The 24,878-nt window shown below is 61.1% G+C and carries 19 protein-coding genes; 6 read left to right on the plus strand and 13 right to left on the minus strand.

Annotated elements, in window-relative coordinates; genetic code table 11:
• Positions 1 to 4: 4 nt before the first annotated feature.
• Positions 5 to 610: an NAD(P)-dependent oxidoreductase gene (locus tag ACUYMZ_RS20830; RefSeq protein ID WP_481605769.1), complete on the plus strand. Its 606-nt coding sequence runs from the start codon at positions 5 to 7 to the stop codon at positions 608 to 610.
• Here ACUYMZ_RS20830 and ACUYMZ_RS20835 read toward each other — a convergent pair.
• The 5 genes from ACUYMZ_RS20835 to ACUYMZ_RS20855 all read right to left on the minus strand — a co-directional run bounded on the left by ACUYMZ_RS20835 (position 607) and on the right by ACUYMZ_RS20855 (position 6,509).
• Positions 607 to 2,052 (minus strand): phytoene desaturase family protein, encoded by a 1,446-nt coding sequence (locus tag ACUYMZ_RS20835; protein WP_481605771.1) that lies wholly within the window; start codon positions 2,050 to 2,052, stop codon positions 607 to 609. The genes ACUYMZ_RS20830 and ACUYMZ_RS20835 overlap by 4 nt on opposite strands.
• Positions 2,045 to 3,556, minus strand: a complete 1,512-nt coding sequence (locus ACUYMZ_RS20840; RefSeq protein WP_481605773.1) for a glycosyltransferase family 87 protein — start codon at positions 3,554 to 3,556, stop codon at positions 2,045 to 2,047. Before ACUYMZ_RS20840 ends, ACUYMZ_RS20835 begins: the two co-directional genes overlap by 8 nt.
• A 146-nt stretch (positions 3,557 to 3,702) precedes the next feature.
• A complete protein-coding gene (locus ACUYMZ_RS20845) occupies positions 3,703 to 3,852 on the minus strand; it encodes a hypothetical protein (RefSeq protein ID WP_426004981.1) in 150 nt (49 codons plus the stop codon).
• Between the two features lie 611 nt (positions 3,853 to 4,463).
• Complete coding sequence (locus ACUYMZ_RS20850) at positions 4,464 to 5,045, minus strand: histidine phosphatase family protein (protein WP_426004982.1); 582 nt, start codon at positions 5,043 to 5,045, stop codon at positions 4,464 to 4,466.
• Positions 5,046 to 6,509, minus strand: coding sequence for a CCA tRNA nucleotidyltransferase (locus ACUYMZ_RS20855; protein WP_426004983.1), 1,464 nt, complete (start codon positions 6,507 to 6,509; stop codon positions 5,046 to 5,048). It lies immediately after the preceding gene.
• Positions 6,510 to 6,705: 196 nt separating this feature from the next.
• On the opposite strand from ACUYMZ_RS20855, the gene ACUYMZ_RS20860 reads away from it, so the two are divergent.
• From ACUYMZ_RS20860 to trxA, 5 genes are all read left to right on the plus strand, one after another.
• A complete protein-coding gene (locus tag ACUYMZ_RS20860) occupies positions 6,706 to 7,209 on the plus strand; it encodes an NUDIX hydrolase (RefSeq protein ID WP_090822121.1) in 504 nt (167 codons plus the stop codon).
• 26 nt (positions 7,210 to 7,235) lie between these two features.
• Positions 7,236 to 9,239, plus strand: a complete 2,004-nt coding sequence (murJ, locus tag ACUYMZ_RS20865) for a murein biosynthesis integral membrane protein MurJ (protein ID WP_442423238.1) — start codon at positions 7,236 to 7,238, stop codon at positions 9,237 to 9,239.
• A 139-nt stretch (positions 9,240 to 9,378) separates the two neighbouring features.
• Entirely contained in the window at positions 9,379 to 11,091 is a 1,713-nt protein-coding gene (locus ACUYMZ_RS20870; RefSeq protein ID WP_481605777.1) for an ABC transporter substrate-binding protein, read from the plus strand.
• A gap of 240 nt (positions 11,092 to 11,331) precedes the next feature.
• A complete protein-coding gene (trxB, locus tag ACUYMZ_RS20875) occupies positions 11,332 to 12,288 on the plus strand; it encodes a thioredoxin-disulfide reductase (RefSeq protein WP_426004986.1) in 957 nt (318 codons plus the stop codon).
• 33 nt (positions 12,289 to 12,321) lie between these two features.
• Positions 12,322 to 12,648, plus strand: coding sequence for a thioredoxin (gene trxA / locus ACUYMZ_RS20880; RefSeq protein WP_426004988.1), 327 nt, complete (start codon positions 12,322 to 12,324; stop codon positions 12,646 to 12,648).
• A gap of 6,113 nt (positions 12,649 to 18,761) precedes the next feature.
• Here the strand turns inward: trxA and ACUYMZ_RS20885 are convergent.
• From ACUYMZ_RS20885 to rpmH, 8 genes are all read right to left on the minus strand, one after another.
• Positions 18,762 to 19,976, minus strand: a complete 1,215-nt coding sequence (locus tag ACUYMZ_RS20885; RefSeq protein WP_481605780.1) for a ParB/RepB/Spo0J family partition protein — start codon at positions 19,974 to 19,976, stop codon at positions 18,762 to 18,764.
• Positions 19,977 to 20,042: 66 nt separating this feature from the next.
• Positions 20,043 to 21,098 carry a ParA family protein gene (locus ACUYMZ_RS20890; protein WP_426004991.1) on the minus strand — a complete coding sequence of 352 codons (1,056 nt, stop codon included), beginning with the start codon at positions 21,096 to 21,098 and terminating at the stop codon, positions 20,043 to 20,045.
• An 87-nt stretch (positions 21,099 to 21,185) separates the two neighbouring features.
• Positions 21,186 to 21,836 carry a 16S rRNA (guanine(527)-N(7))-methyltransferase RsmG gene (rsmG, locus tag ACUYMZ_RS20895; RefSeq protein ID WP_481605782.1) on the minus strand — a complete coding sequence of 217 codons (651 nt, stop codon included), beginning with the start codon at positions 21,834 to 21,836 and terminating at the stop codon, positions 21,186 to 21,188.
• Between the two features lie 6 nt (positions 21,837 to 21,842).
• Entirely contained in the window at positions 21,843 to 22,394 is a 552-nt protein-coding gene (locus ACUYMZ_RS20900) for a Jag family protein (RefSeq protein ID WP_481605784.1), read from the minus strand.
• Positions 22,394 to 23,368: a membrane protein insertase YidC gene (gene yidC / locus ACUYMZ_RS20905; RefSeq protein WP_426004994.1), complete on the minus strand. Its 975-nt coding sequence runs from the start codon at positions 23,366 to 23,368 to the stop codon at positions 22,394 to 22,396. Before yidC ends, ACUYMZ_RS20900 begins: the two co-directional genes overlap by 1 nt.
• Positions 23,369 to 23,384: 16 nt before the next feature.
• Positions 23,385 to 23,756: a membrane protein insertion efficiency factor YidD gene (yidD, locus tag ACUYMZ_RS20910; protein ID WP_426007630.1), complete on the minus strand. Its 372-nt coding sequence runs from the start codon at positions 23,754 to 23,756 to the stop codon at positions 23,385 to 23,387.
• A 67-nt stretch (positions 23,757 to 23,823) separates the two neighbouring features.
• Positions 23,824 to 24,234 carry a ribonuclease P protein component gene (gene rnpA, locus ACUYMZ_RS20915; protein ID WP_426004995.1) on the minus strand — a complete coding sequence of 137 codons (411 nt, stop codon included), beginning with the start codon at positions 24,232 to 24,234 and terminating at the stop codon, positions 23,824 to 23,826.
• 41 nt (positions 24,235 to 24,275) lie between these two features.
• Entirely contained in the window at positions 24,276 to 24,413 is a 138-nt protein-coding gene (gene rpmH, locus ACUYMZ_RS20920; RefSeq protein WP_011776797.1) for a 50S ribosomal protein L34, read from the minus strand.
• Between the last annotated feature and the right edge of the window lie 465 nt (positions 24,414 to 24,878).

A 24,878-nucleotide genomic window follows, 5' to 3' on the forward strand; every position in this document is an offset into this window, starting at 1 on the left:
AGCTATGAAGATCGCAGTCTACGGGGCAACCGGCATGGTCGGCAGCCAGATCGTCAAGGAATCCCTGACCCGCGGCCACGAGGTCACCGCCATTTCACGCAAGGGCACCGAGGTGGCCGGAGCAACGGCAAAGGCAGCCGACCAGTCCGACGCCCAGGTCTTCTCCTCCATAGCGAAAAACCACGACGTCGTTGTGCTGGCTACGGGTCCCAGCCGCACCGGCGGTGACCATGCAGAGTGGCTGAACGCCATGGCCACGGCCTACAGCAATGCCGAAGGAACCCGGCTGATGATCGTCGGCGGCGCAGGAACCCTGGAGATCGACGGCGTCCGGCTCCTTGACTCTCCGGATTTCCCCGAGGCCTACAAGGCGGAAGCAACCACGGGTGCCAAGGCCCTGGAGATCGTCCGGCAGGCACCCGAGGCCCTGGACTGGACCGTACTGGCACCTGCACCCCTGATCCAGCCTGGTGAGCGCACCGGCGAGTACAAGGTCGCCAAGGACACTCCTGCAGGGAACTCCATCTCGTCGCAGGACTACGCTGTGGCCATGCTGGACGAGATCGAAAGCCCGGCACACCGCCGGGCACGCTTCACCGCGGCGAACTAACTGCCAACGCCCAGCCCTGGTACGCGCTTGCCGAATATGTCTTTCAAGGCATATTCGGCGGCGTGATACCCGGGCATTCCCGTCACTCCCGGCCCTGGCGGGGTGGAAGAAGAACACAGGTAGACGCCCCGCAGCGGCGTCCGCCACGGAACCAGTGACACCACGGGCCGCCGGAGCAGCCCCGGCATGTCCATGATTCCCGCGCTGAAATCCCCACCCACATAGTTCTCGTTGTATTCGGCCATCTCCGCCGCCGTCGTGGTTTTGGACCGCACCACAACGTCCCGGAAGCCGGGAGCGTAGCGCTCGATGCGGTTCGTCACGGCCTCGGCCATGTCCACCGTGGATCCGGCAGGCACGTGGCAGTAGGTCCACAGAATGTGCTTTCCGGCCGGAGCCCGGGATGAGTCCACCAACGAGGGCTGCGAAACCAGGACGTAGGGTTCATCCGGGTGCATCCCAAGATCAACCTGGTTTTCCGACTCTGCCATCGACCGGCGCGATCCGCCGACGTGCACCGTACCGGCCTTCCGGAGCTCGGGCGCCAACCACGGAACCGGCTCGGACAGGATGTAGTCCACCTTGCACGCTGCATTCCCAAAACGGAATGCTTCAAGTGAGCGCCTGTATCGGTCCGGGATTTCCGCCCCTCCCAAGCGCAGCAGCGTCGGTGGGGCAACATCCAGCAGGATCGCCTTCGCTGGCCGGACCTGGTCCAGGGAGTCTATCCGCTGGCCGGTATGGATGGTCCCCCCATGGGCAACGAGATCGTCGGCCATGGCCTTGGCAATGGACTGTGATCCGCCTACGGGCACAGCCCATCCTCCCGCGTGGGCAAGGATGCTGAGCATCAGTCCGGCGCCGGTGGAGCTCAGCGAAGGTTGCGACCCGAGCGCATGGGACATGACACCGGTCAGCAGCGCGGGAGCGGCAGTCTCCTTGAACCGCCGGTTCCACACCGGCGTACCCTGGTCCAGCGTCGCGAGTCCGAACTTGAGAGCGGCGATCGGATCCTTGGGGATCCGCAGCAGCTTGTTGGACGTAAAGTCCACTACGCCATCCACGCGCGCAAGCAGCGGCTCGATAAGGCGGCGGTAGGCGGGTCCGTCGACGCCCAGTTCCATCACCGTGCGGACCAGGGATTGGTAGGCAACAGCGGCACCACCTACGTCCAGCGGCACGCCGTGCTGGACTTCGGGCACGATCAGTTCCACCCGCCGGGCGAGCTCGAAGTCGCGGAAGAAGGGCGACACCAGCGCCATGGGATGCACCGCCGAGCAGACATCGTGCAGGTATCCCGGCTCCATCAGTTCACTGGTGCGCGACCCACCGCCGATCGTGTCCGCTGCCTCATACAGCTGCACGTCCAGGCCTGCCCGGGCCATCACCACCGCAGCGGCAAGACCGTTGGGACCGGATCCGACGACGGCGACATCAGCCATGGCGGCCGACCTCCTTTGCAGGGGGTGCTTCGGGTGGGACGGATACTTCCTGTTTGCGCCAGGGAAGAATGGAGGCGGTGGGGCGGAACAGGTCGATTCTCAACCAATCCCGTGTTCCGGCGAACGGACCACCGTGCGGGTCATCGTCGCCCGAAGACCGCAGGGGATCCTGCGAGGGGTCCCAGATGTCGATGACCACGCGGACCATGAGGTAGGCCGTAGCCGCCATATGAACCAGCACGGCCATGACGTAGGCGGACATGTCGATGTTGTGCTGGGCTGCCCCTCCGCTGGTTGCCTGGCCGAGATACATCCAGATGGCCGCCCAGTGCAGCCCTTCTGCTGCCTGCCAGATCAGGAAGTCCCGCCACCGGGGCCTTGCCAGTGCCAGCAAGGGGATCAGCCAGATGACGAATTGGGGCGAGTACACCTTGTTGGTCAGGATAAAGGCGGCCACGATCAGGAAGGCCAGTTGCGCAAGCCGGGGCCTGCGTGGAGCCACGAGGGCAAGGACGGCAATCAGGGCACACGCCAGGACGAACAGGTTCAGGGCGAGGGCGTTGATGGTGAGCGCGTTCAGTTGCACCCATTGGAGCCGCTCGGCAATCAGGTTGTAGGCGAACCATGGTGAGCTGTACCCCGCCGGCCTGTCCTGGGTGAACTCGAAAAAGTACCGCCATCCGGCGGGGTTCATGGCGGCGAAGGGCAGGTTGACCGCCAACCACGCCGCCAGCGCGGAAGCGGTGGTCACCAGGAAGGTCTTGATCCGCCCGCTCCTTAGGGCCAGCACGAGGACCGCCCCCAGGATCAGCACGGGGTAGAGCTTGGTTGCCGTGCCGAGACCGATGCAGATACCAGCCAGGACCGCTTTGTCGCGGGAAAAGAAGTACATGGCCAGGGCCAGGAGCGCCACAGCCCACATATCCCAGTTAATGAATCCGGCCAGGATGATGCCCGGCGCCACAGCAACCATGGCGGCGTCCCACGGCCTGCGCCTGTTCATGCGGGCAGTCAGGAGAACGGTGATGATCCACACCGCAACAATCGAGGTGGCGTTGACATCGAAGTAGCCCAGGATGCGTTCGTTGCTGACTCCTTGGCCGGGGACCAGCAACGCCGTAGCTCCCGCGATGAGTCCCATAAGTACGGGGTATTCGAACAGGGCGTCAGGAGTGAGGAACGGAAAAGCACCATCGCCCAGGCCACGGTTGCGGAAGAGCTCCGGGAAGTCCGAGTAGCACGTGGCATAGAACTGGGTGGGTGTCTGCCAACCGTTGGTCCTGCAGTAATCCTTGGCCAGGATGGCAAGCAGGGCGGCGATGACGGTGAGGACGATCAGGACGCGTTCAACAGTGAACGGACCGGGAGAGATCCTTCCCGGCGACGTGTGCCTGCCCAGGGGACCGCCCACGAGCTCAGTGAAGTTGCGCAGCAGGGAATCATTCCGGCTGGGGACCACAAAGCCTGCACGTTTACTTTGCCGGCGCGGCCTCGTCTCCTGCATGAGTCGAGCTTACCGTCAGGTAGCTCCGGCGGTACCAACCCGGAACAGACTTCAAAAGGGGGAGCCCACGCATGGCAGCGTGGGCTCCCTGGGGTTCAGCCTGGATATGCGGCACCGGACACTCCTTCATTCACGGCACGGATGCATCAGCGGATGAGTCCCATCTGGTGCAGGACAACGAAGACGTCTTCACGGCGCTGGTCAAGCAGCTGGCCGTTGAACAGTGTGCGGTCTTTGGGAGCGTCGCTGCTCTTGTAGAAGCGCTGTTCTTCCGGGCGTTTGCGCAAAGCGATCACCTCCTTCCATAAACTACGGGGCATTTGGGCACAACAAATAAAGCCTGATTTATGCAGTGAAAAACCATGGCAAAAGGGCACAATTACCCAAGGATAAATAAGGGATAAAGCAGACCTGAACGGAAAAACCTCGAATGGTCCCGCAGGAGATTTGGATTTCCTGCAGCGGCCCCCAACAAGAAGCTGGTTCCGATCTTTGGGGAAACTGCACACCCGCGGCGTTCTGCCAGGGTCTGCCTCTACAGCTGACTACTCAGCGCCACCCGGAGGTGACAGTGAAAAACCGCCGGCAACAAGCCCGGTCCGGCAATTCAGGAGTGATCAGTGATTGGAGATGTGCTTTGTAAAAGGGCGTCGCAAAGCAGCAGAGGCCGGGGCGGCATTGACGGTCACATTCCATCCGCTAGTCAAAGTAATCATTTTTCCCAACCTCCTTTTCTGCTTGTGGCATGGACAGCTGACTGACTGCCCTATGCACGCCTGGTTCCCGGCGGGTCGCTCTGGGAACAAGATATAAGCTACAGCATGAATTACTGTCATGACCAGCTAATTCGCACTTTTTTCAAAAGTTTCTTGAAATTTTAGGATTAGTTGGTGGGCGGGATGAGGGTTTACAGGCCCCAGCGGACAATGGCAGGGGTTCGCTTGTCCCACCCCAGGGTGCAGACCTTGGCGGTTCCCAGAATGAAATGCCGGCCTTCACGGGCGTCCATTTCCAGCCAGCGGGCCGTGAGGATGCGGGAGAAATGGCCGTGGGCCACCACCAGGACGTTGTCCATTCCGGATTCCAGGACCCGGCCAATGATCTTGTCGGCCCGGGCTGCGACTTCGTCCAGGGTTTCCCCGTTGGGAACGCCATCGGTCCAGATGAGGTAGTCGGGGTTGTCCTTGCGGATGAGGTCGGAACTGATGCCCTCGTAATCGCCATAGTTCCACTCCACGGCCAACGGCTCATGGACGGCGTCCGGGTAGCCGGCCAGTTCCGCGGTGCGGCGGGCACGGCGAAGCGGGGAAGTGAGGACCAGGTCGAAGTCGATGCCTTCGAGGACCTTGCGGGCTTCCACGGCCTGCTGTTCGCCTTCCACAGTCAGCGGAAGGTCGGTCAGGCCGGTGTACTGGCCACTCTTGGACCATTCAGTCTCGCCGTGGCGAAGGATCCAGAGCTGCGGACGCGGTGAAGTCGCGGCGGTCAATTAGGGCTCCTCTGTTTCGGTTGAAAGCTCGACGGCGGACTCGGGTTGGGCGTCCCACCAGGCCAGGAGCTTTGATTCGGCTTCCTCGGGGGACAGCGGTCCGTGTTCCATGCGCTCCTCCAGGAGGAACTTGTAGGCACGGCCCACCACAGGGCCGGGCTTGATTCCGAGGAGCGCCATGATCCGGGCACCGTCCAGATCCGGCCGGATGGCTGCCAGCGATTCCTGTTCCAGCAAGGCAGCAATGCGCTGCTCAAGGTCATCGTAGGCGAACGACAACCTGTCGGCCTTGCGCTGGTTGCGTGTTGTGACGTCCGAACGGGTGAGCCGGTGCAGGCGCTCGAGCAGCGGACCTGCGTCCGTAACGTAACGGCGGACGGCCGAGTCAGTCCAGCCGGCATCGCCGTAGCCGTAGAAGCGCATGTGCAGTTCAACCAAACGGGCAACGGCCTTGATGGTGTCGTTGTCGAACCTCAGTGCTTTCATGCGCTTGGCGGTGAGCTTCGCACCCACGACGTCGTGGTGCCTGAAGCTGACCGCGCCGCCCGGTTCGAATTTGCGCGTAGCCGGCTTGCCGACGTCGTGCATCAACGCCGCGAACCGCAGCACGAAGTCAGGCCCGGGCACCGGGCCGTCCGGACCGGTTTCAAGGTCTGCAGCCTGTTCCAGGACCTGGAGCGAATGCTGGTAGACGTCCTTGTGGCGGTGGTGTTCATCCGACTCCAGCCGCAGGGCAGAGACTTCCGGGAGAACGAACTCGGCCAGGCCCGTGTCCACCAGCAGGTCGATCCCCACCCGGGGGTGCGCTCCGTTAATAAGCTTGATGAGCTCATCCCGGACACGCTCGGCGGAGATGATCTTGATGCGGTCGGCCATCTGGCTCATGGCAAGGCGGACGTCGTCATGTACCGACACACCCAGCTGCGACGCGAACCGGGCTGCCCGCATCATGCGCAGCGGATCGTCGGAAAAGGATGCTTCAGGCGCGCCGGGGGTGGCCAGTTCCGAGGCATGGAGGTCGCGAACCCCGCCGAAGGGATCCACGAGTTCCAGGCCAGGCAGTTTCAGGGCCATGGCGTTGATGGTGAAGTCGCGGCGCAGCAGGTCATCGGTCAGCGAGTTGCCGAAAGCCACCACCGGTTTGCGGGAGTCGGGGTCATAGGCCTCGGCACGGTAGGTGGTGATTTCGATCTGGAAGCCGTCCTTGCGCATCCCGATCGTCCCGAACGCACGCCCGATCTCCCAGAAGTTATCCGCCCACTTCTTGATGACGGAGATCGTCTGGTCCGGCGTTGCATCAGTCGTGAAATCCAGGTCCGGGGATGTCCTGCCCAGGAAAAGGTCGCGCACGGGTCCACCCACCAGCGACAGCTCAAATCCGGCGTCGACAAAGCGCTGCCCGAGATCGAGCACCACCGGGTCGATGGTGAAGTTAACTGAAGAACTGTCCAATACGTGCGCCATAGTCCCTTAAGCTTGGCAGATTTTTACCCTGCATTGGGTCACGGATCGCTGCAAAAACCCGGCGTCCCCGAACAGCCGGCTCCTGCAGTCCATCTTGTGGCCATGTCCCGGTCATCACTCACGGGCAAGAGTCGTTAGAGTGGACTTCATGGCCAATCCGATACCGAGCGCTCCTGGCAGGAGGACAAACGCACCGTTGCCGTCGGCAATCGGCGCCCACGTCGCGCCCGCCCCGCAGCACCCGGTCCAGGCCTCGCTTCCTACTGTTGAGGAAGTCTCCGCGGGCGGCGTCGTAGTGGACACGTCCGACGGCGAGTTGCGGGTTGCGATCATCGCCCGCCTTAACAGGGGCGGCCGGCTGGAGTGGTGCCTGCCGAAGGGCCACCCGGAAGGCCGGGAGAACAATGAGGAAGCAGCTGTCCGGGAAATCGCCGAGGAAACCGGCATCGAAGGCAGCATCCTGGCACCCCTGGGAAGTATCGACTACTGGTTTACGGTCAGCGGCCACCGCGTGCACAAAACTGTCCATCATTTCCTGCTGCAAGCTACCGGCGGGGAGCTCACCATCGAGAACGATCCCGACCAGGAAGCCGTGGACGCCGCCTGGGTTCCCATCCAGGAACTTGCCCGCAAATTGTCCTTCCCCAATGAACGCCGCATCGCCGACCTGGCACGGGAAGTGCTGCCGGAACACCTCTGACGCGGGCTCATGGGACGATAAAGGCGATGTCTGACGCCAAAGCAACCCAGTCCGTTCAATCCGGAGAAGCACGTTCCAGCGCCATCATGGCCGCCGGAACGTTGGTTTCCCGGTTCCTTGGCTTCGCTAAGACCTGGATGCTCGGGGCCGCCCTCGGTCTGGGTTCAACGGTCAATGACACGTTTATTAACGCGAACAACCTGCCCAACCTGATCTTCCTGCTGGTTGCCGGTGGTGTTTTCAACGCCGTCCTGGTGCCGCAAATCATCAAGGCAAGCAACGCGCCGGACAGGGGAGCCGATTACATCAGCCGCCTCCTGACACTGGCGGTGCTGGTTCTCCTCGGGCTCACTGCACTTGTGACGTTGGCGGCTCCGCTGGTCATCGACCTCACCACGCAGGGTTACTCGGAGCAACAGAAGGCGCTGGCTGTCACGTTCGCTTTCTGGTGCCTGCCCCAGATTTTCTTCTACGGCCTGTACGCCCTGCTGACCCAGGTACTCAACGCCCACGGTGCCTTCGGGCCGGCCATGTGGGCACCCATCCTTAACAACCTGGTGGCTATCGCCGGTTTGGGGATGTTCATCTGGATCCTGGGAGACAACGTCACCAACCCGCACACCTTGGACAACTGGGGGCCAACCCAGACATTCCTTGTGGCCGGTTTCTCCACCATCGGTGTTGTGGCGCAAACAGCCATTCTGCTCATCCCTGTTCTTCGCCTGAAGCTGGGGCTGAGGCCCCGCTTCGGATGGCGCGGGGTTGGACTGGGCCAGGCAGCCAAGCTGAGCATCTGGACGTTGCTGACTGCCGCCGTCGGGCAGTTGGCGTTCCTTTACGTCATGAAAATTGCCACGATTCCCGGTGCCGAGCGGCTGCGCCTGGACAACGCCGGAGACGATGCAGCCGCGGCTGTACTGCCCGGCAACGCCGTCCTGGAAGTAGCGAGCCAGCTGTACCTGCTGCCGCACTCGATCATCGCGCTGTCGCTGGCCACCGTCCTCTTTAACCGCATGACACGCGCGTCCCAGGACGGCAACAAGGCCGAGCTGCGCGATGCCCTCTCCCACGGCCTGCGGACCATGGCCGTGGCCACCGTGTTCGGTGCCTTGGCGTTGTTCGCCCTGGCCGGCCCGCTGGGTATGTTCTTCTCCGGTGGCAAACCCCAGGACGGCGTCATGCTGGCCCAAACGCTCACCATCCTTGCGCTGAGCACTCCGTTCCTGAGCGCGAACTTCATGATGTCGCGCGTGTTCTATGCCAACGAAGACGCCCGCACGCCGCTGTATGTCCAGCTCCTGCTGGCCCTGATTTACGTGGTGGGCGCATTCTTCATCCAGTTCCTCCCCGTCGGCCAGATCATCTACGCGATCGCCATCCTCTACACCCTGGGCAACATCCTGTCAGTGGTGATCAGCGTGGTGTTCCTCCGTCGACTCCTCGGCCACCTGGATGGTCCCCGCATTGCCAATTCCTACATCCGCATGGGTTACGCAGGCCTCGGTTCCGCGCTTGCCGGTGCCCTCGCGCTCTGGCTGCTGGGCAGCTACCGGGCCGACGGCTTCGCTTGGAGCAGCCGGCCAGCCGCCCTGGTGACCGTGGTCGTCGTCGGGCCTGTCATGCTGGTTGCATACCTGTTCCTGCTGAAGGTCTTCCGCGTCAGTGAACTCCGCGACCTCCTGCGGCCGCTGCTGGGCCGCCTGGGCCGCGGCGTCCCCGTCAGCGCCGGTCCTGCCACCGCAGCAACACCCACGACGCCGGCGCGCGCCACGGTCTCGGATGACACTGGCCTGATTCCGCGCATCTCGGGCGAATTCGACGCAGCCTCCTTCAGGGCCGGGCCGGCCTTGCAGCCGGAGCCCGAAGCGCCTGCGGAGGGCGCCGAGAGCTACCTTCCCGAGGAAGATGTGCCCAGCACGGCCAAAGGCAGCCGCTTCCGTCCGCAGGTTCCGTTGCCTGGGCGCCGCACCTACCAAGGCGACCCCGGACGGAATCCATACTTCCCTGTCCCCGGGGACGACAAGGAGTAACGGCGCCGCCAACGTGGGCGAAGGGCCTCAATCCGTTAGGCTAGAAACCAATACAGGTAGTTGCAAAAGTGGTTTTACCCGGCTCAGCGGGTGGCCAGCATGCAGGACCCGCAGCTCCCGGACAGCCTAGGAGGAACACGTGTCCCACCCGATCGACGTCGGATCAGTACTTGGCGGCCGCTACAAGGTCACAGCCACGGTACTGACCTCGCATGACCAAGATCTGGTGCTCGACGGCGTCGACCAGGTTCTCAACCGTCCCGTGAGCATCCTCGTAGCCGGTCCCGGAAATGCCGAACAAGTAGCTCAAAGCGCCCGCGAGGTAGCCACTGGGGAGCGCCCCGGAAACGTGCAGATCCTGGACCTCGGCGTCAGCGACAACACCACCTACCTGATCACCAACCACAGCACGGCCCCGGACCTCCTGGACCTGGTGGTCGCCACCAACCCGCCCTATGTCGAACCGTTTTTCACGGAAACCCTGGGCAGTGAAATTTTCGGCCAATCGAGGACCTACGAACCCGAAACCTACGACGGCCTCTACGAGGACGACGAGCACGAGGCCGAGTACATCCAGTACGACCAGGATGGATACCCCGTCCAGCGTGAGCACGACGCCGACGAGCCGGCTGCAGCTGCCGGCCACGTCCCACCCATGCCCGCGTCCAACCCGTCATCATCCAAGAGCGGCGGGGGCCTGGCAGGTAAACTCGCCGCTGCAGCTGCGGGTGCTGGAGCCGCAGGCGTTGCCGCTGCTGCTGCCCTGAAGAAGGGGACTGGGTCCAAGAACCAGGAAGCCCAGGCTGCTCCTGGTCCTGCTGACACTGCCCAACCGCCAACACAGGCCGTCAACGCACAAGCAGCGGGCGCTTCGCCTGCTGCTTCCGCTCCCGCGAAGCCTCCCGCGGCCCCTGCGCAACCGCCCGCTGCTCCCGTGCAGCCGCCTACCCAGGCAGTCAATGCACAGCCTGCTGCCCGCCAACCCTCTCCGCAGTCCAAGCCGGAACGGGAACCTGCGGAGCCGAAGGTTTCATTGTGGTCCGAGGAAGACTATGGCTTCGCCGGTGGCGCTGCTGCCGGTGGTGCCGCGGCCAGTACCTCCAACGCCGGGTACGACCGCGCGGCAAGCAGCTTCCCGGCGTCGGCTGCTGTTGAGGACTACCAGACCGACGACGACTATGAAGATGACACACCGGAACGTGAGCCGCGGTCCATGCGCTGGCTGGTGGGCGGTCTTCTTGCCGCCGTCCTGATCGTGGGCCTTGTTCTGGCAGTGACTAACCTCGGAAGCCTGCTCCCCAGCGGCTCTCCTGCGGCGACCCAGAACACCACGGCGCCGCAATCCAACGGCACAGGCAGCGGGACAACCGAGCCCACGCCGTCGGAGACAGCGGCTCCGGCAGCACCTCCGGCCATCGAGGACATTACCCGACTGGGTAACTTCGATTTCGCCGCTGCATTCGACAAGGACCTGGTCAAGGCATTCGACGGCAATGCTGCAAGCTACTGGTCGGACATGGAATTCGCGTCCGCTGACTGGGGCGGGGGACTGACGGACGAGATGCCCTTGGTCGTGAAGCTCAAGGAGCCGGCCGAAATCAAGTCCGTGGTCCTCAACCAGTTGGGTGGTTCCGGCGGCAGCATCAGCGTTTACACCAACGATCGCCCCGCAATGGACGGTGCCAAGTTGGTGGGGACCAACAGTTTCACGTCGCCCGAGTTGACCATGCCGCTGGCAGCGCCCACCCAGGCCCAGTACGTCATTGTTGTCATCAAGACCCTGCCCAAGCTGGCAGCCCCTAAGACACGCTTCGGATTCGGTCTCCGCCTGGCCGAGGTTACCGTCCAGTAACTCACCCAACTAAGTAGCAGTAGGGGCCGTTTTGAACCATCAGAACGGCCTCTACTGCTACCTGGTTTTGTTTGGCCGCTTCGATTCGGCCGCCCCTCTACCGGTACCCTGAATGACGGTGGGTTTTAGGGTCTTCAGCGTCCCTCAAAAACCAACGGAATATTTGGAGCTTTCCAAGGGTTGAGTCAGGTGGCTGCCCCGAAAGCGGCAGCATCGATAAAAGGAAGAGGTTCACGCCACGTGAGCATTGCAGAAACCAGCGCATCGCAGGTGCGTGACGTCATCATCGTAGGTTCCGGTCCGGCCGGCTACACCGCCGCCGTCTACACCGCCCGCGCCAACATGAAGCCTCTGCTCATCGCCGGTTCAGTCACCGCCGGCGGCGAATTGATGAACACCACCGACGTTGAAAACTACCCGGGTTTCCCGGAAGGCATCATGGGCCCGGATCTCATGGAGAACTTCGAGAAGCAGGCAGCCCGCTTTGGTACAGAGATCCTCTTTGAGGACGTCACCGAACTGGACCTCGACGGCGACATCAAGACCGTGACCATTGGAACGGGGGAGACCTTCCAGGCGAAGGCCATTATCCTGTCCACCGGTTCGGCCTACCGCGAGCTTGGCTTGGAGAACGAAAAGCGCCTTTCCGGCCACGGCGTCAGCTGGTGTGCAACCTGTGACGGTTTCTTCTTCAAGGACCAGGACATCGCGGTCATCGGTGGCGGTGACTCCGCCATGGAGGAAGCGCTCTTCCTCACCAAGTTTGCCAAGTCCGTGACTGTGGTCCACCGCCGCGACACCCTCAAGGCTTCCAAGATCATGGGCGACCGCGCTCAGGCTCACGAAAAGATCAACTTCGTGTGGAACACCGCAGTGGACGATGTCCTGGGCGGGGACAAGGTCACGGGCCTTAAGCTGAGGAACCTCGTGGATGGCACGGAATCCGAGCTCGCTGTGACGGGTGTGTTCGTGGCCATTGGCAACGATCCGCGTACCGACCTGGTCAAGGGCAAGGTGGAACTGACGCCCGAAGGCACCATCGCCGTCGAGGGCCGCAGTTCCAAGACCAGCATCAAGGGTGTATTTGCTGCCGGTGATGTCATCGACCCAACCTACCGCCAGGCCATCACGGCTTCCGGTTCGGGTTGCGTGGCCGCACTGGACGTCGAGCACTACCTTGCAGACCTGCACTCCTAAGCTGCTTCAAGCAAACTCCAAGAAGGGAAAGTTATGAGCAACGCCAAAGACGTAACCGACGCAAGCTTCAGCACAGATGTCCTGGGTTCCGAGAAGCCCGTCATCGTAGACTTCTGGGCAGAATGGTGTGGCCCCTGCCGTAAGCTCGGACCCATCCTCGATGAGATCTCTGTCGAGTACAGCGACAAGGTCGATGTCGTGAAGCTCAACGTGGACGACAACCCGGCCATTGCCGCTGAGTATGGAATCACCTCCATCCCCGCCGTATACCTCTTCAGCGGGGGAGAAGTGAAAAGCACCGTCATCGGCGCCAAGCCCAAGCAGTTCTTCGAGAAGGAATTCGCGGACGTCCTGTCCTGATTCCGGGGTCTTTCGGGCCCACATCCGACGGCCTCTGCTTCCCACCCGGGAGCGGAGGTCGTCTTTTTTGTCTCTGCATCCCCTGTCGGTTGTGTTATTCGCGTATTTCCTCCAGGTGCTCGTGCTTCATCCTTAGATCGCAGGTCAACTCACCTGGGGACTGTCTCCCCAGTCCGGTGGAACTTGCACGGTCCACGCAGTGCAGGATTCGTGTGGATTCCTGGCAGGGTGAAGTCCACTGCAGCTGAGAAATGCTTCGCGACTAACCGCCAGCGGCGGAAGTGATGCCTCTCTCCGGCAAGGTACAGAAGAAGCTGGGTACAGAAGAACCTGGCCAGGCTGGGCGTTCGGTTGCTGACGGCTGCTGGCTGCTGATGGCTGCCGCGAATGATGTTTCACGTGAAACAGCAACGACCCCCTGCAAGCGGCCAAGGCGTAGTTCGGCCCTTCCGGCATTTCTGCGCCGATCGCGTATGCCTCGATTGGAGGAGGGAACTCGGCACCGACGCGTGAGTGCATTACATGGTGCTTGATCACTACCGCAGGCCCCTGCTTTGGCTAAAAGGATGCCGGTTCTGCGAGCCCCTCACCCCGACCGCCTCCACTACGCCTTCCTAAGAGGAAGGCCTGGGCCTACACGTCCGTTGCTTCCTACTGTAGGAACCTAACAGCTGGGGACGCCGACAAAGACCGCTGTTTCACGTGAAACATGGGTCCACGGCGCTTACGAGCAAAGCCCGCCCATCAGATGAGCGGACAAATGAGCCCATGGCATGGCATTCTCAGCTTCGAAGCCTCTGACATCGCTTTGGCAGCCACTGACCCACGCAAACGTCCACAGCCCAAGATGTCATTTGTGCCTTAGTCTGGTTGGAGCCAGATAGCGGGTCGCCAGCAACGAGTCTTTTTGCCTGGAGGTTGGCCTTGATGTTGGCCTTTGTTTTCGGACTTCCAGGATCCCTCCTTCACCGCCACTAGGTAGTTCGTCCCGCGGGTCGCTCAGCTGAGGGCGTTCTTCATTGACTACTCAGCCCTAAGTTCAGATGGAAGGGGCGACTTAAACCTACAGAGCACTCGAAAGCGGCGGATTACTCACCCCGGTTGAGTTTCCTACCCATGTTTCTCGAGGTACATGCTTCGACAGGTGCTTCTTTCCGTCAGTTCGAAGCCCCTCATAAAACTGTCAGGTCAAAAGTGGCAGGCAGCCCAGAGATCCAATACATCGACCGACAGCCGCCGACAGATCGGCCCTCGGGGGTGTGTTGTCATGAGAGACCGCTACCCATTCGATAAGTCCTAAGCGACCGCTCAATGGTCCGGCCGAGCAAACCAGTGCACTCTAAGCACCGCCGGCATGCTGATCGATGCGGGCGCTCCGATAATTCCGCGGCCGCCCTGATGCTGCCCGGCCCTCCGATAGGCCCCAATACAGCCACATAGGGACTTATGCGCTCCTTTGATTCCTCAGAAGTTCCGTATCTGCAAGCCGAATCGATCGGTCGATAGTATTGATTCGGGATGCAGGTGGACACGTCACTGCTCGATCGAGAGGTAACCGCATCTGGCTGCTGACTTAAGTACGTCACAAACCTTGATGTCTGCGAGACGAACGCTAATAACTGCATAGAGCGGGTTACAGTGTCTCGAGGGCTGACGGCAGTGCCTGGCCCAGCTTAGGGAGCCTGTTAGCTGCATCTTCTACGCGGGAGAGCGCTCGATACACCTTGTGGTGACTCCACCAACTGCTACCGCCCGTCGACCCCTTGTGGTTTTGCGGGGGATCACTGTGCCCAATTCGCGCATTCTCCGCTCTGGTACGTCTGAGCCTCGCAAAGATAGGGCGGCTCGTCGATCTGTGTTTCACGTGAAACACCGCCCCAGGTGACCCACTGAGAGGCACCTTGAAGGTTCCCTATGCGCATGACCCACGAGCGAACATCAGGTGCCCACGTCTTGGCCGGTGCGTGGTCGTTCCCTCCATCCCCATGAACCGTAGGGCGTCCGTCAGCACGTTCATTGCCGGAACGACGGATTGTTACACAGCACCGAGGTGCGACTGGTGGTTTGGGCAGCCGCTCCTAGCCGGCGCCCCGTTTGGACAGCATCCGGCGGTTCGGTCTCTTCCACGACGCGGAAGATCCGAAGAGAGCCTGTGTACCGCTGCCCCACATGCCGTGGGCTGTACCCCTATGTTTCACGTGAAACATACCAATCGGTCCTCGATCTGGACCCCGAGTAAAGACAGACTCATTCGATAATGGCACACGACCAGCTCCGTATCGGCGTCCACATCGTCGGAGCATCATATCCGTACTGCAGACTCCATAAGTATTGGCCACCACAGAGCCCTGATCGACGGTGGTGGTCATCTCAACCTGCGGGACAGCACAAGCATCACGAACTACGACACCACGACACCACGACACCACGACACCACGACACCACGACACCACGACACGCTGAGGATAAGTCCGTGGGAAAGCCAAGAAGTGATTACTGGCTCCGCGGGGGAGGCGTTTGGCAGGTCTATCCGGCCGGGCCCCCAAGGCGGTCAGCTTCATATCGACCCTGGCACGCTGCGGGACTGACACCACGGGGACACACCCATGCACCACCATCATTCACGGGCTAAGGGCAGGCACTTGGGTTGGGAGCATCGCTAAGACTACTCCCGCGAAGGTAGTTCACCCATATACAAACATCCGATCTTCCGGGCTCCTCCTGAAGGGATGCCCTATACACCGCACTGTCCGTTCTCTTGGTTCTGGTCTAGATGAACACACGCGCTCTACTGTGCCGTTGACGAGTTTCGTGACCGGCGGCCACGCAGGTTTGAATCCGCTCTTGTGCATCGGCGTCTAACCAAAATGGGCGTCCGGCCATTTGCTAAGGAGGTCTCTTGGACCGGGGTGAGGCTAGTGCTCCTGGGACTTTCGTCGCTATTTATGCACAGTGTTATCCACAGGCTTATCCACCGTCGCCCACAGGCGGAACATCTGCAAATCTCATGGATGTTGGTATGTCCCCTTCGCCTGCCTAACACATGAAAGCAGGAGGGCTACACAAAACCTACACGCGAGCCCTTCCCACTCGGCTCGGGGGAGGGCGTCAAACGACTGGAATGTGGACTAAAATCCACAGAAAGCACCATCCAGGCGCGTTTTTTGGTCACTGAGGTCCTCTTCCACCGAGCTGCGCAATGTTTCACGTGAAACATCAGCGACGGTGACGTATAGACCGCGCACCCCATTGCCGTTCGGAGCCGTACACTCCTGCTTGCCGCGCATTGAGACGGTCGTAAACCGCCAAGTTGTCCCCAAAGTTATCCACAGAGATATCCACCGGGCTGTGGCCCACTCCACAAGCATGCTTCGCCGTGGGGATCAGTTCGCTCCGCTCTTCCAGCCCAACCACCAGTTGCGCTCATGACAGGTCACACCTGCCAGCGCCTCGCTGATTTCCTTGCCGCTCATACACATCATGGCAGAGAAGGAACATAACCTGGCCCGCGCCTGATTACGGCAGAAGTCCAGGTTGAGTTCGACCGTCCTCGATACCAGTACAACATCCGATCAATGATGTACTTCACACTGCTGACAACGGGGTGTGCCAACAGTGAGTCGCCTTACCGGATTTCCTGCAAGACTGGAGAGCTGCTAAGTTCTCTGATCCGTTGCCTTGATCGTTTGCGCCATGGGAGCGCCACAACCCACTACTGAGACGCGATCACGTCCTGTGGTATTCACCCCACCAAAGGTCGTACTGCAGCGCTTTGATCCAGACACATTGGACCTCTGTCCCGGCCCTTCCTGGAACCAGAGGTATTGAGGGCCGACAGTGGCCAGTGGCGAGGTTGAACATCAACGACGACTGCCGCAGATCGCTGGACCACTGGAAGAAGCCTGTGAAGGCGTACGCAAGCATCACTGCGGAAGTGTTGTCGAGCCGATCGCAGCAGGGCAGCAGGGCGTGGGGCTCCCGGCCCGCCACTGCCTCTGAGGTCGATGAACCATTAGCTGGTATTCCCTGCACCGTTCCAGTCTGACCTGCCGAATACTGCCGCCTTAGGGCCCGCAGCGAGGGACGGGGCGGAGAGCTCGCGCCGATGGGGTCCGCCGGCCACGATTTGGGTGCCTTCAGTAGGCTCGCAGCGCAGGTGATAGGAAAGTAGCGGCTGGTGAAGGGTCCCCAGCACTGGCATGCAAAGCAGGCGGCTGAACGGAGCGAGACAACGCCCAGATATCACCCCTTTGCACATGGCCCGGATATCACCCTCCAAGAAGAACCGGCGCACACACCCGTGTGTCTCTCCGCCACGAACATGGCATCATCCTTGCAAGATGATGGATCAGACCCTATGGTTTAATCCAGTGACTCGACTATCCCGGAGGGTTGTCGTATAGGCCGGCATAGCCTGCCACAACGGGGCAGAAGTTTCTCGCATAAGACGTCAGGTTCATAGGCGAGAGAAGGGCGCATCAGTATCCTCAGGCCTGAGACCAGAGTGCCCTCCTTGTCGCAGTCATGTTTCACGTGAATCCAGCCAGATAGTGAGTGGACATCGAATGGCGGGACAATGCTCACCGTGTGGAGCGCCGTCGACGAATCCCGAACGCCGGTAGGACTGAGCGGAAGTTTCACGTGAAACAACCCTCTTTTTATCGGTTGTCCCAGTCACCGCAGACCGCGCTAAGCACGAGTCCACTCGCAACTTGCGTGGATGGCGGCCCACGACGCACCTTCGGGGGAGGTTGGATCCCTTTTGCTAAGCGTTCACGTTTCACGTGAAACATTAGAGCGCTGGCTCGTCCTAAGCAGACGCGCCATCCACGAAAGTCTCTAGGCACGGTGAGGGAGCGTAGGGCGGAAATCTCCAAAGGTTCCTCGTATCGGGGAGACGGTCGGCAAGGAGACTCGTTCGGCCCCGTCATCGCGCCCGGATAGAGGGCGCTAACGACTACGCCGCAATGCAGGGAAGACGCTGTGTAGCTGGGCACGCACCCGGATTGACCGTGCGTGGAGTTCCGAAGTCCGAAAGTTCGAATGATCAACACGCGGAAGAAGGTCAAGTGCCAGGACGAGAAGAAATGGCGGTGCCGTAATAACCGACCAATGGCGCCACCCGAGAAGACCGGAAACAGTCGTAGTCAGCGTACGCGAACGCATCGATCGCCGGGATCCGCCTGCTCCTTGGCGGGCAACCAACAGATGTGAGGGGAGGGGCGGAATGAACCACGTCGACAGAGGATCCAAAGCGTTCAGCCCGGTTACAACAACTCGCGGACGAGCTAGCGGGCGGCATGATCCAACCAATTTTGGCCAGATGAGCAGGAATATCAACGAGCGCGGCCTTCAGAAAGGAGGCCGGAGCGGTCCAAGGTCACGGAACACAAGCTACCCGCGGTTTAACGACATCAGCGCAACGTGTGAACCGCAGTCCGACGAGTAGGTTCTTGCACGCCACTAGGCTTCAGCCACCCTGGACGTCTGACAAACAACCCATCCCCGGACCTGTGCCTCTCAGGATTTCAGAGGTGACGCTGAGGCAAACGCTACTAGGGCACGCCTACAGGAGGCCTGAGTGGCCCCACAGGCTCCTGGAAGAACACCGGGTTGGTCTCAGGCGCTCAACACCGTTAGGGAGGGCTCCGAGGCTGTAAAGACGCTCCAGGCCCTCTATACGACACAATCCCTACACTGAATCATCTCGACGTCAGCCGAAGAATGCGATATCGCCAGAAAAGAGTGCAAATTCCTCACGGCAAAGCAGGACAGCCCAGCACTCCGCGCATCGGCTCACCCGTCACGACATAGTCTCTAACCCCTATGTTTCACGTGAAACGCAGTCCACGCCGGATCATCCCCAGGACTACAGACTTCCTTAGACTAGACGCGCACGGAAGAAACGACGCCCAACGAGACACCAAGGGTGGCAACAGCCACACTGCTTGCAGCCAAAGAACACCACCCATAGGTTGCCATCTGACGCTCCCATATGTCGTTATGCGTGCACTGCGTCCTGTCTGGGTTCGGAAGATTGCTACGACAGTGCCAACCATAAACAAAAAGGGCCTGTTTCCAAGAAACAGACCCTTTCCGTCAGCTCACCACGATTACTCTTCCGCCCCGGGGCTCAGCACGTCCATAATCCGGTTGAGATCCTCCACGCTGGCAAACTCAATGCTCACCCGGCCCTTGCGGGCCCCAAGGGTAATCTTGACGTTCGTATCCAAACGGTCGGAAAGAGAAGAAGCCAGGTAATCCAGTCGCTCATGCCGGGCATTTGGCTTGGGGATCGAGTTCTTAGTGGGAGTAGCCGGCTCCTGGTAGAGGGCAACGGCCTCTTCTGTCGCACGAACTGACATACCCTCGGCAACGATTCTTTGGGCAAGGCGTTCCATGGCGGCGGCATCCGGGAGCGACAGCAGCGCGCGTGCGTGACCGGCTGACAGCACACTGGCAGCCACGCGGCGCTGGACCAACGGCGGAAGCTTCAACAAACGAAGTGTATTGGAGACCTGAGGGCGCGAGCGACCGATCCTGTCCGCCAGTTGCTCGTGAGTGGTACCGAAGTCCTCGAGCAACTGCTGATAGGCAGCAGCTTCTTCCAAGGGATTCAGCTGGCTCCTGTGGAGGTTCTCCAGCAACGCGTCCCGCAGGAGGTCGTCATCAGTCGTATCCCTAACGATGGCAGGGATGGTATCGAGTCCGGCAGCCTGTACTGCGCGCCATCGACGCTCGCCCATGACAAGCTCGTACGGTTCTCCACCTTTTTCGGTTGAAGTACGAACAACAATTGGCTGGAGTACGCCAATTTCTTTGACGGAGTGCACCAGCTCGGCCATGTCGTCCTCATCGAAGACGCTTCGGGGCTGTTTGCGGTTGGGATGGATGTCCTTGACCGGGATCTCGGCGAACCTGGCACCTGGCACCTCTACAAGCTCAACCTCACGTGCGCCGGAGGCAGCCGAGGGTTCCTGCGGTTGTGCGGGAGCCGCCGTCGTGCTTTCTTCAGAATCCACGGCGGAAGCCGGCGCGCCGCTTCCACGCTTGGTGGCCGGCTTTGCGGACGACTCCTTCGCAGCCGGTGTTTTGGCAGCAGGCGACTTGGACGTGCTGGTTCGCGGCGCGGGAGCCTTACGGTCCTTGGGTTCCGGGGCAGCATCGGCCTCGGGTGCGTCAAGAGGCTCTACGGTCTTTCGCGCTTCAGGAAAGAAAAGGTCAACCGGACGGGAAGGTGACGAACCGTTGCCCTGAGCCCCGGCCGCAGCAGAGCTGGGAATGAGAGCCCCAAGACCCCTGCCCAGGCCCCTTCGCTTTTCGCTCATTGATTCATCCCTCCGATGGATTGCTGAGCACGTCCGGGCCCAAGCTGTTGCAGTGTTTCAAGAATTCTAGCGTTCAGCGATTTCAGCTGCGGCTTCCATGTAGGAAAGTGCACCGCTCGAGGAAGGATCGTACGTCATGACCGTTTGCTGGTAGCTGGGCGCTTCAGAGATGCGCACGGAGCGCGGAACCACAGCGCTCAATACCTGCTGCGGGAAATGCTGCCTGACTTCGGAGGCCACCTGTGCCGCAAGGTTGGTGCGACCGTCGTACATGGTCAGGAGAATGGTGGAGACCACCAGGTCAGCATTGAGGTGCTTCTGGATCATCTCGATATTCTTCAACAACTGGCTGAGGCCTTCCAGCGCGTAGTACTCGCACTGGATGGGTATAAGGACTTCACTGGCAGCGCAGAAAGCATTCACTGTGAGCAGGCCCAAGCTGGGCGGGCAGTCGATGAAGATGAAGTCCAAACGGCCCTCACCGTTCTTCTCCCGCTCCTTGGCGTAAACGTCAATAGCCCGGCGAAGACGCTGTTCGCGGGCCACAAGGGAGACCAGTTCGATCTCGGCACCGGCCAGGTGAATGGTGGCCGGGGCGCAGATGAGGTTGGGGATGTCGGGGCAAGGAGCCACAACGTCCTTCAGGGGAAGGTCGTTGATGAGGACGTCGTAGATGCTGTCGACGTCGGCGTGGTGCTCAATGCCCAGTGCAGTGGACGCATTACCCTGCGGATCGATGTCGATGACCAGAACGTTGAGTCCAGCGGACGCCAGGGCAGCGGCAATGTTGACCGTGGTGGTGGTCTTGCCTACGCCGCCCTTCTGGTTGGACACCGTGAAGATTCGTGTCCGTTCAGGTTTGGGCAATTCGCGTCCGATCAGCCGTTCGCGGCGTCGTGTCTCGTTGGCCAGTTGCCGCGCGATGGGACTGGAATCATCAATGGAGTCCATGACGTTGTGAACTCCGTCCGTCAGGGTTTCACGTGAAACGGCGGAAACATCAACCGATTCCGTGCGAACCACTGGAATTTGGGGTGCAGGAGAAGAAGCGGCGATGGAGCGTGCGGACCCCAAAGACATAAACGGGGGTATCCGCTGCGTTGAGGTTTCGCTACTGCCCACTGGTCACACTCTCACTCTCATTCGGCGCATGCTGCCGTTCTCTAGCCTAACTGCTCACCCGGCGACACGCGGGAAACCAAGCGGCGTCTACTCCGTCTTTCCGGGCTTGTTGACGATGATCCTCACCACGGTGGTGGGTTCCTCCAGGAGTTCCTGTCCACACACCACAACGGACGTCTCCACACCTCCGAGCTTGCGGATGACCTTCCTGGCCTTCTCGATTTCCTCGGCCGCGCTCCTGCCCTTGATGGCCACAACCTCGCCCTTGCCGTTGAGCAAGGGGATGGTGAGGCCGGCAAGGTTGGTCAGGGCTGAGACGGCACGCGCGGTAACCACGTCCGCATCCACAAGGCCCACGGCGAGTTCGGCACGTGTCCGCATCAGGGTCACGTTGTCCAGACCCAGATCATCCACGACTTCCTGGAGCCAGATCACGCGGCGTTCCAGGGGCTCGATGAGTGTCAGCTCGAGGTCCGGGCGGGCAATGGCCAGGCAGAGACCGGGAAGACCGGCGCCCGAACCAACGTCCGCGACGTGGCTGTCCTTGGCGATGGCGGACTCGATGACTGCACAGTTAAGAACGTGGCGACCCCACAGCCGTGGAACTTCACGGGGCCCAATCAGGCCCCGTTCAATACCGGACGTGGCCAGGTGCTCAACGTAGCGTTTGGCCAGATCCAGCCTGTCGCCGAAGATCTTCTCGGCCGCCTGCAGTTCAGCGTCGGTAATCTCAACCATGGGCCGTTAGTCGGCCGAAACCACGATGTGGCGTCCGGAGCCTTCGCCTTCGGACTCGGAAACGAAGCCAAGGTCAGCAACGGCGTCGTGAACGATCTTGCGCTCGTAAGCGCTCATCGGCTCCAAAGCAACGGTGCCACCGGATTCCTTGACCTTGGCCACGGCATCCTCTGCGATCTGCTGGAGCACACCGGCACGGTCCTTGCGGTAACCATTGATGTCCAGCACCAGCCTGGAGCGGTTCTCGGTAGCGGAAAGGACAGACAGCCGCGCAAGTTCCTGGAGGGCTTCGAGGACCTCGCCGTCGCGGCCCACAAGGTTCTCCAGCGCGGCGGACTCTTCCTCGGCAGCGATGGAGATGTAGGTACGGCCGTTGCGCACCTCGATGTCGATGTCTCCGTCGATATCCGCGATATCAAGAAGTTCTTCGAGGTAGTCGGCTGCGATGTCGCCTTCCTCTTCCAGCCGGCTGGCGGACTTGGACAAAGTCGCTTCCTGCGCGTCGTCCTGGTCTTCGGCCACAGCCGTGGTTACTTCTTCGGTGCTCTCAGCAGACATTACTTCTTCTTCCTGTTCTTACGTTGTGGCTGGACGCGCTGGCTGCGGATTTCAGCCGCAGCAGCGGCGGCGGCAGCCTCGGCGTCGTCGTTCTTCTTACCGCCCAGCAGCGGCGGCAGGCCCTTGGCGGCACGGCGTTCCTCCAGGGCCTTTGCGGCCGGGGAACCCGGGGTGGGCATGCGGCGGATGACGAAGAACTGCTGCCCCATGGTCCAGAGGTTGGTGGTGGTCCAGTAGATGAGGACACCGATGGGGAAGTTGATGCCGCCGATACCGAAGACGAGCGGCAGGATGTAGAGCATCATCTTCTGCTGGCGCATGAACGGGCTGGCGAGGGCTTCCTCGGACATGTTCTTGGCCATGATCTGCTTCTGGGTGATGAACTGCGAGGCAGTCATCGCGAGGATCATGATGATGGAAAGGACCCACACAGCAACGGCAGTGTTGCCGCCGCTGGGATCGCCGTGCAGCAGGGAGGCGGACAGCGGGGCGCCGAAGATGCTCGACTGATCGAACTGAACGACCTGCTCGTGGCTCATGGCCCCAATGCCCTCGCCCTCATTGCGGGCGGCAGTGACACCCGAAAGCACCTGGAACAGCGCGAAGAAGAACGGCATCTGGATCAGCATCGGCAAACATGCTGAGAACGGGTTGGTTCCGTGCTTCTTGTACAGGGCCATCTGCTCCTGCGCCATGGCCTGGCGGCTGAGCTGGTCGGTCTTGCCCTTGTACTTGGTCTGCAGCTTCTTCAGGTCCGGCTGGAGCAGCTGCATGCCGCGCTGGGCTTTGATCTGCTTGACGAAGACCGGAATCAGGGCAGCACGGATCACCAGCACCAGGCCGATGATGGACAGGGTCCAGGTCCAACCGTTCGCGGCGGGCATTCCAAGGAAGCTCAGTCCCTCGTGGAAGCCAACCATGATGATTGACACCAACCACTTGAACGGAAACATGATTGTTTCAAAGAAGTCCATACGATATCCCTATTCGTCAGGCCGCGGAGCGGCCTTCTTCATCAGCCTGAGCAGCCAGGAACTTGTCCGGATTGTTCAGTACAACAATTGTGGGCGTCCGGCCTTCGGGCCAATGACGGTGGCCGGCGGGGACATGGTCCACTCCGCCGGCATTCCAAGGGTGGCATCTGGCGAGCCTCTTGGCTGCGAGCCAACTGCCCTTCACCGCGCCATGCACCGTGACCGCCTCCAGGGCATATGCCGAACAGGAGGGGAAGAAACGGCATACCTGGCCATAAAGGGGCGAGACAACCTTGCGGTAGGCCTTCAGCAGGAGGATCAGGATGTTCCGGGGCAAGTCCCAAAGGAAAGCACCCACCGCCGCCGGCACGTTGCGGGAAGGCGGCACTGCTGCGACGGGATGCCCGGCGGAAGGCGCCGGGTCACCAGGGGAAGGAACGACGGCGGTGCTGCGGTTACGCACGCGGTGTCCCTTCCGTTGTGGTGCCGTTTTGTTCCGGCGAAGCGTTCGCTGGAGCGGAGCCAGCCAGTCGCTTCGTCGTCACTGCCAGTGCGGCGTTGTAGTCGGACAGCAGTTGCTCCCAGCTGGCCGATGCAGCTGCAGGCAACGCCCGGACCACTACCGCCAGGCCAGTCCCATGCACACGCAAGGACAATGCACCTGCTTCTCTCAGTCTCCTCTTAACGAGGTTCCTGGTCACGGCGTTCCCGACGGCTTTGGAGACAATGAAGCCAATCCGGCTGGGCTCCCCGGCCCCGATAGAGGCCGTATATAACACTAAGTTCCGGCGTCCATTGCGGACGCCGGAACGTACAGTTGTTGAAAAGTCGGTAGACGTCCGGAGACGGTTAGGGGTGGCTAGCACCGACGAACCTGCGAAAGGACTCTGACCGACAAGTCAGTTATTTAGGCCGACAGCTCGACGCGGCCCTTGCCGCGACGGGCAGCCAGGATGGCGCGGCCGGCACGGGTGCGCATACGAAGGCGGAAGCCGTGCTTCTTGGCCCGACGGCGGTTATTCGGCTGAAAAGTCCGCTTGCTCACGTTAGTTACTCCAGTGGATCAAAGGTGCGCCCACCCGATCAAAAGGGGAAGAACTGGCCGACGCTAAGTTTTGTATGTGCCTGCCGCCGCTGCTGCCCGCACGAAGAACGCGCGGAGGTGCAACTGATCGCAAAAGCGGACACAAAGGACTTCACAACGTTAGGGCAAAAACACGCCCTCAGTCAAACCGGGGAGACTGCCCGAAGCTATCCACAGCTGTGCCAAACAACGGCTCCCAGCCTGTGGATGAAGTGGCTCACAGGCCCCGTTCCCGAACCACAACCGTGTAATTATCCACAAGCAACTTCCCAGCTATCTTCTGGGGAAATCATCCCCTAGAGTGGCTCAGTAGCCCATTGTCCACCCGCTGTGCATAACTCTGTGGATTTACCCCGGAGCAACGCCCAGTCGGAGACACTTTCGGCTGCCAGCAATGCCGGCAAGCAAGTACGAGGAACGTAAATG

The sequence above is a fragment of the Arthrobacter sp. T572 genome, from assembly GCF_056780115.1.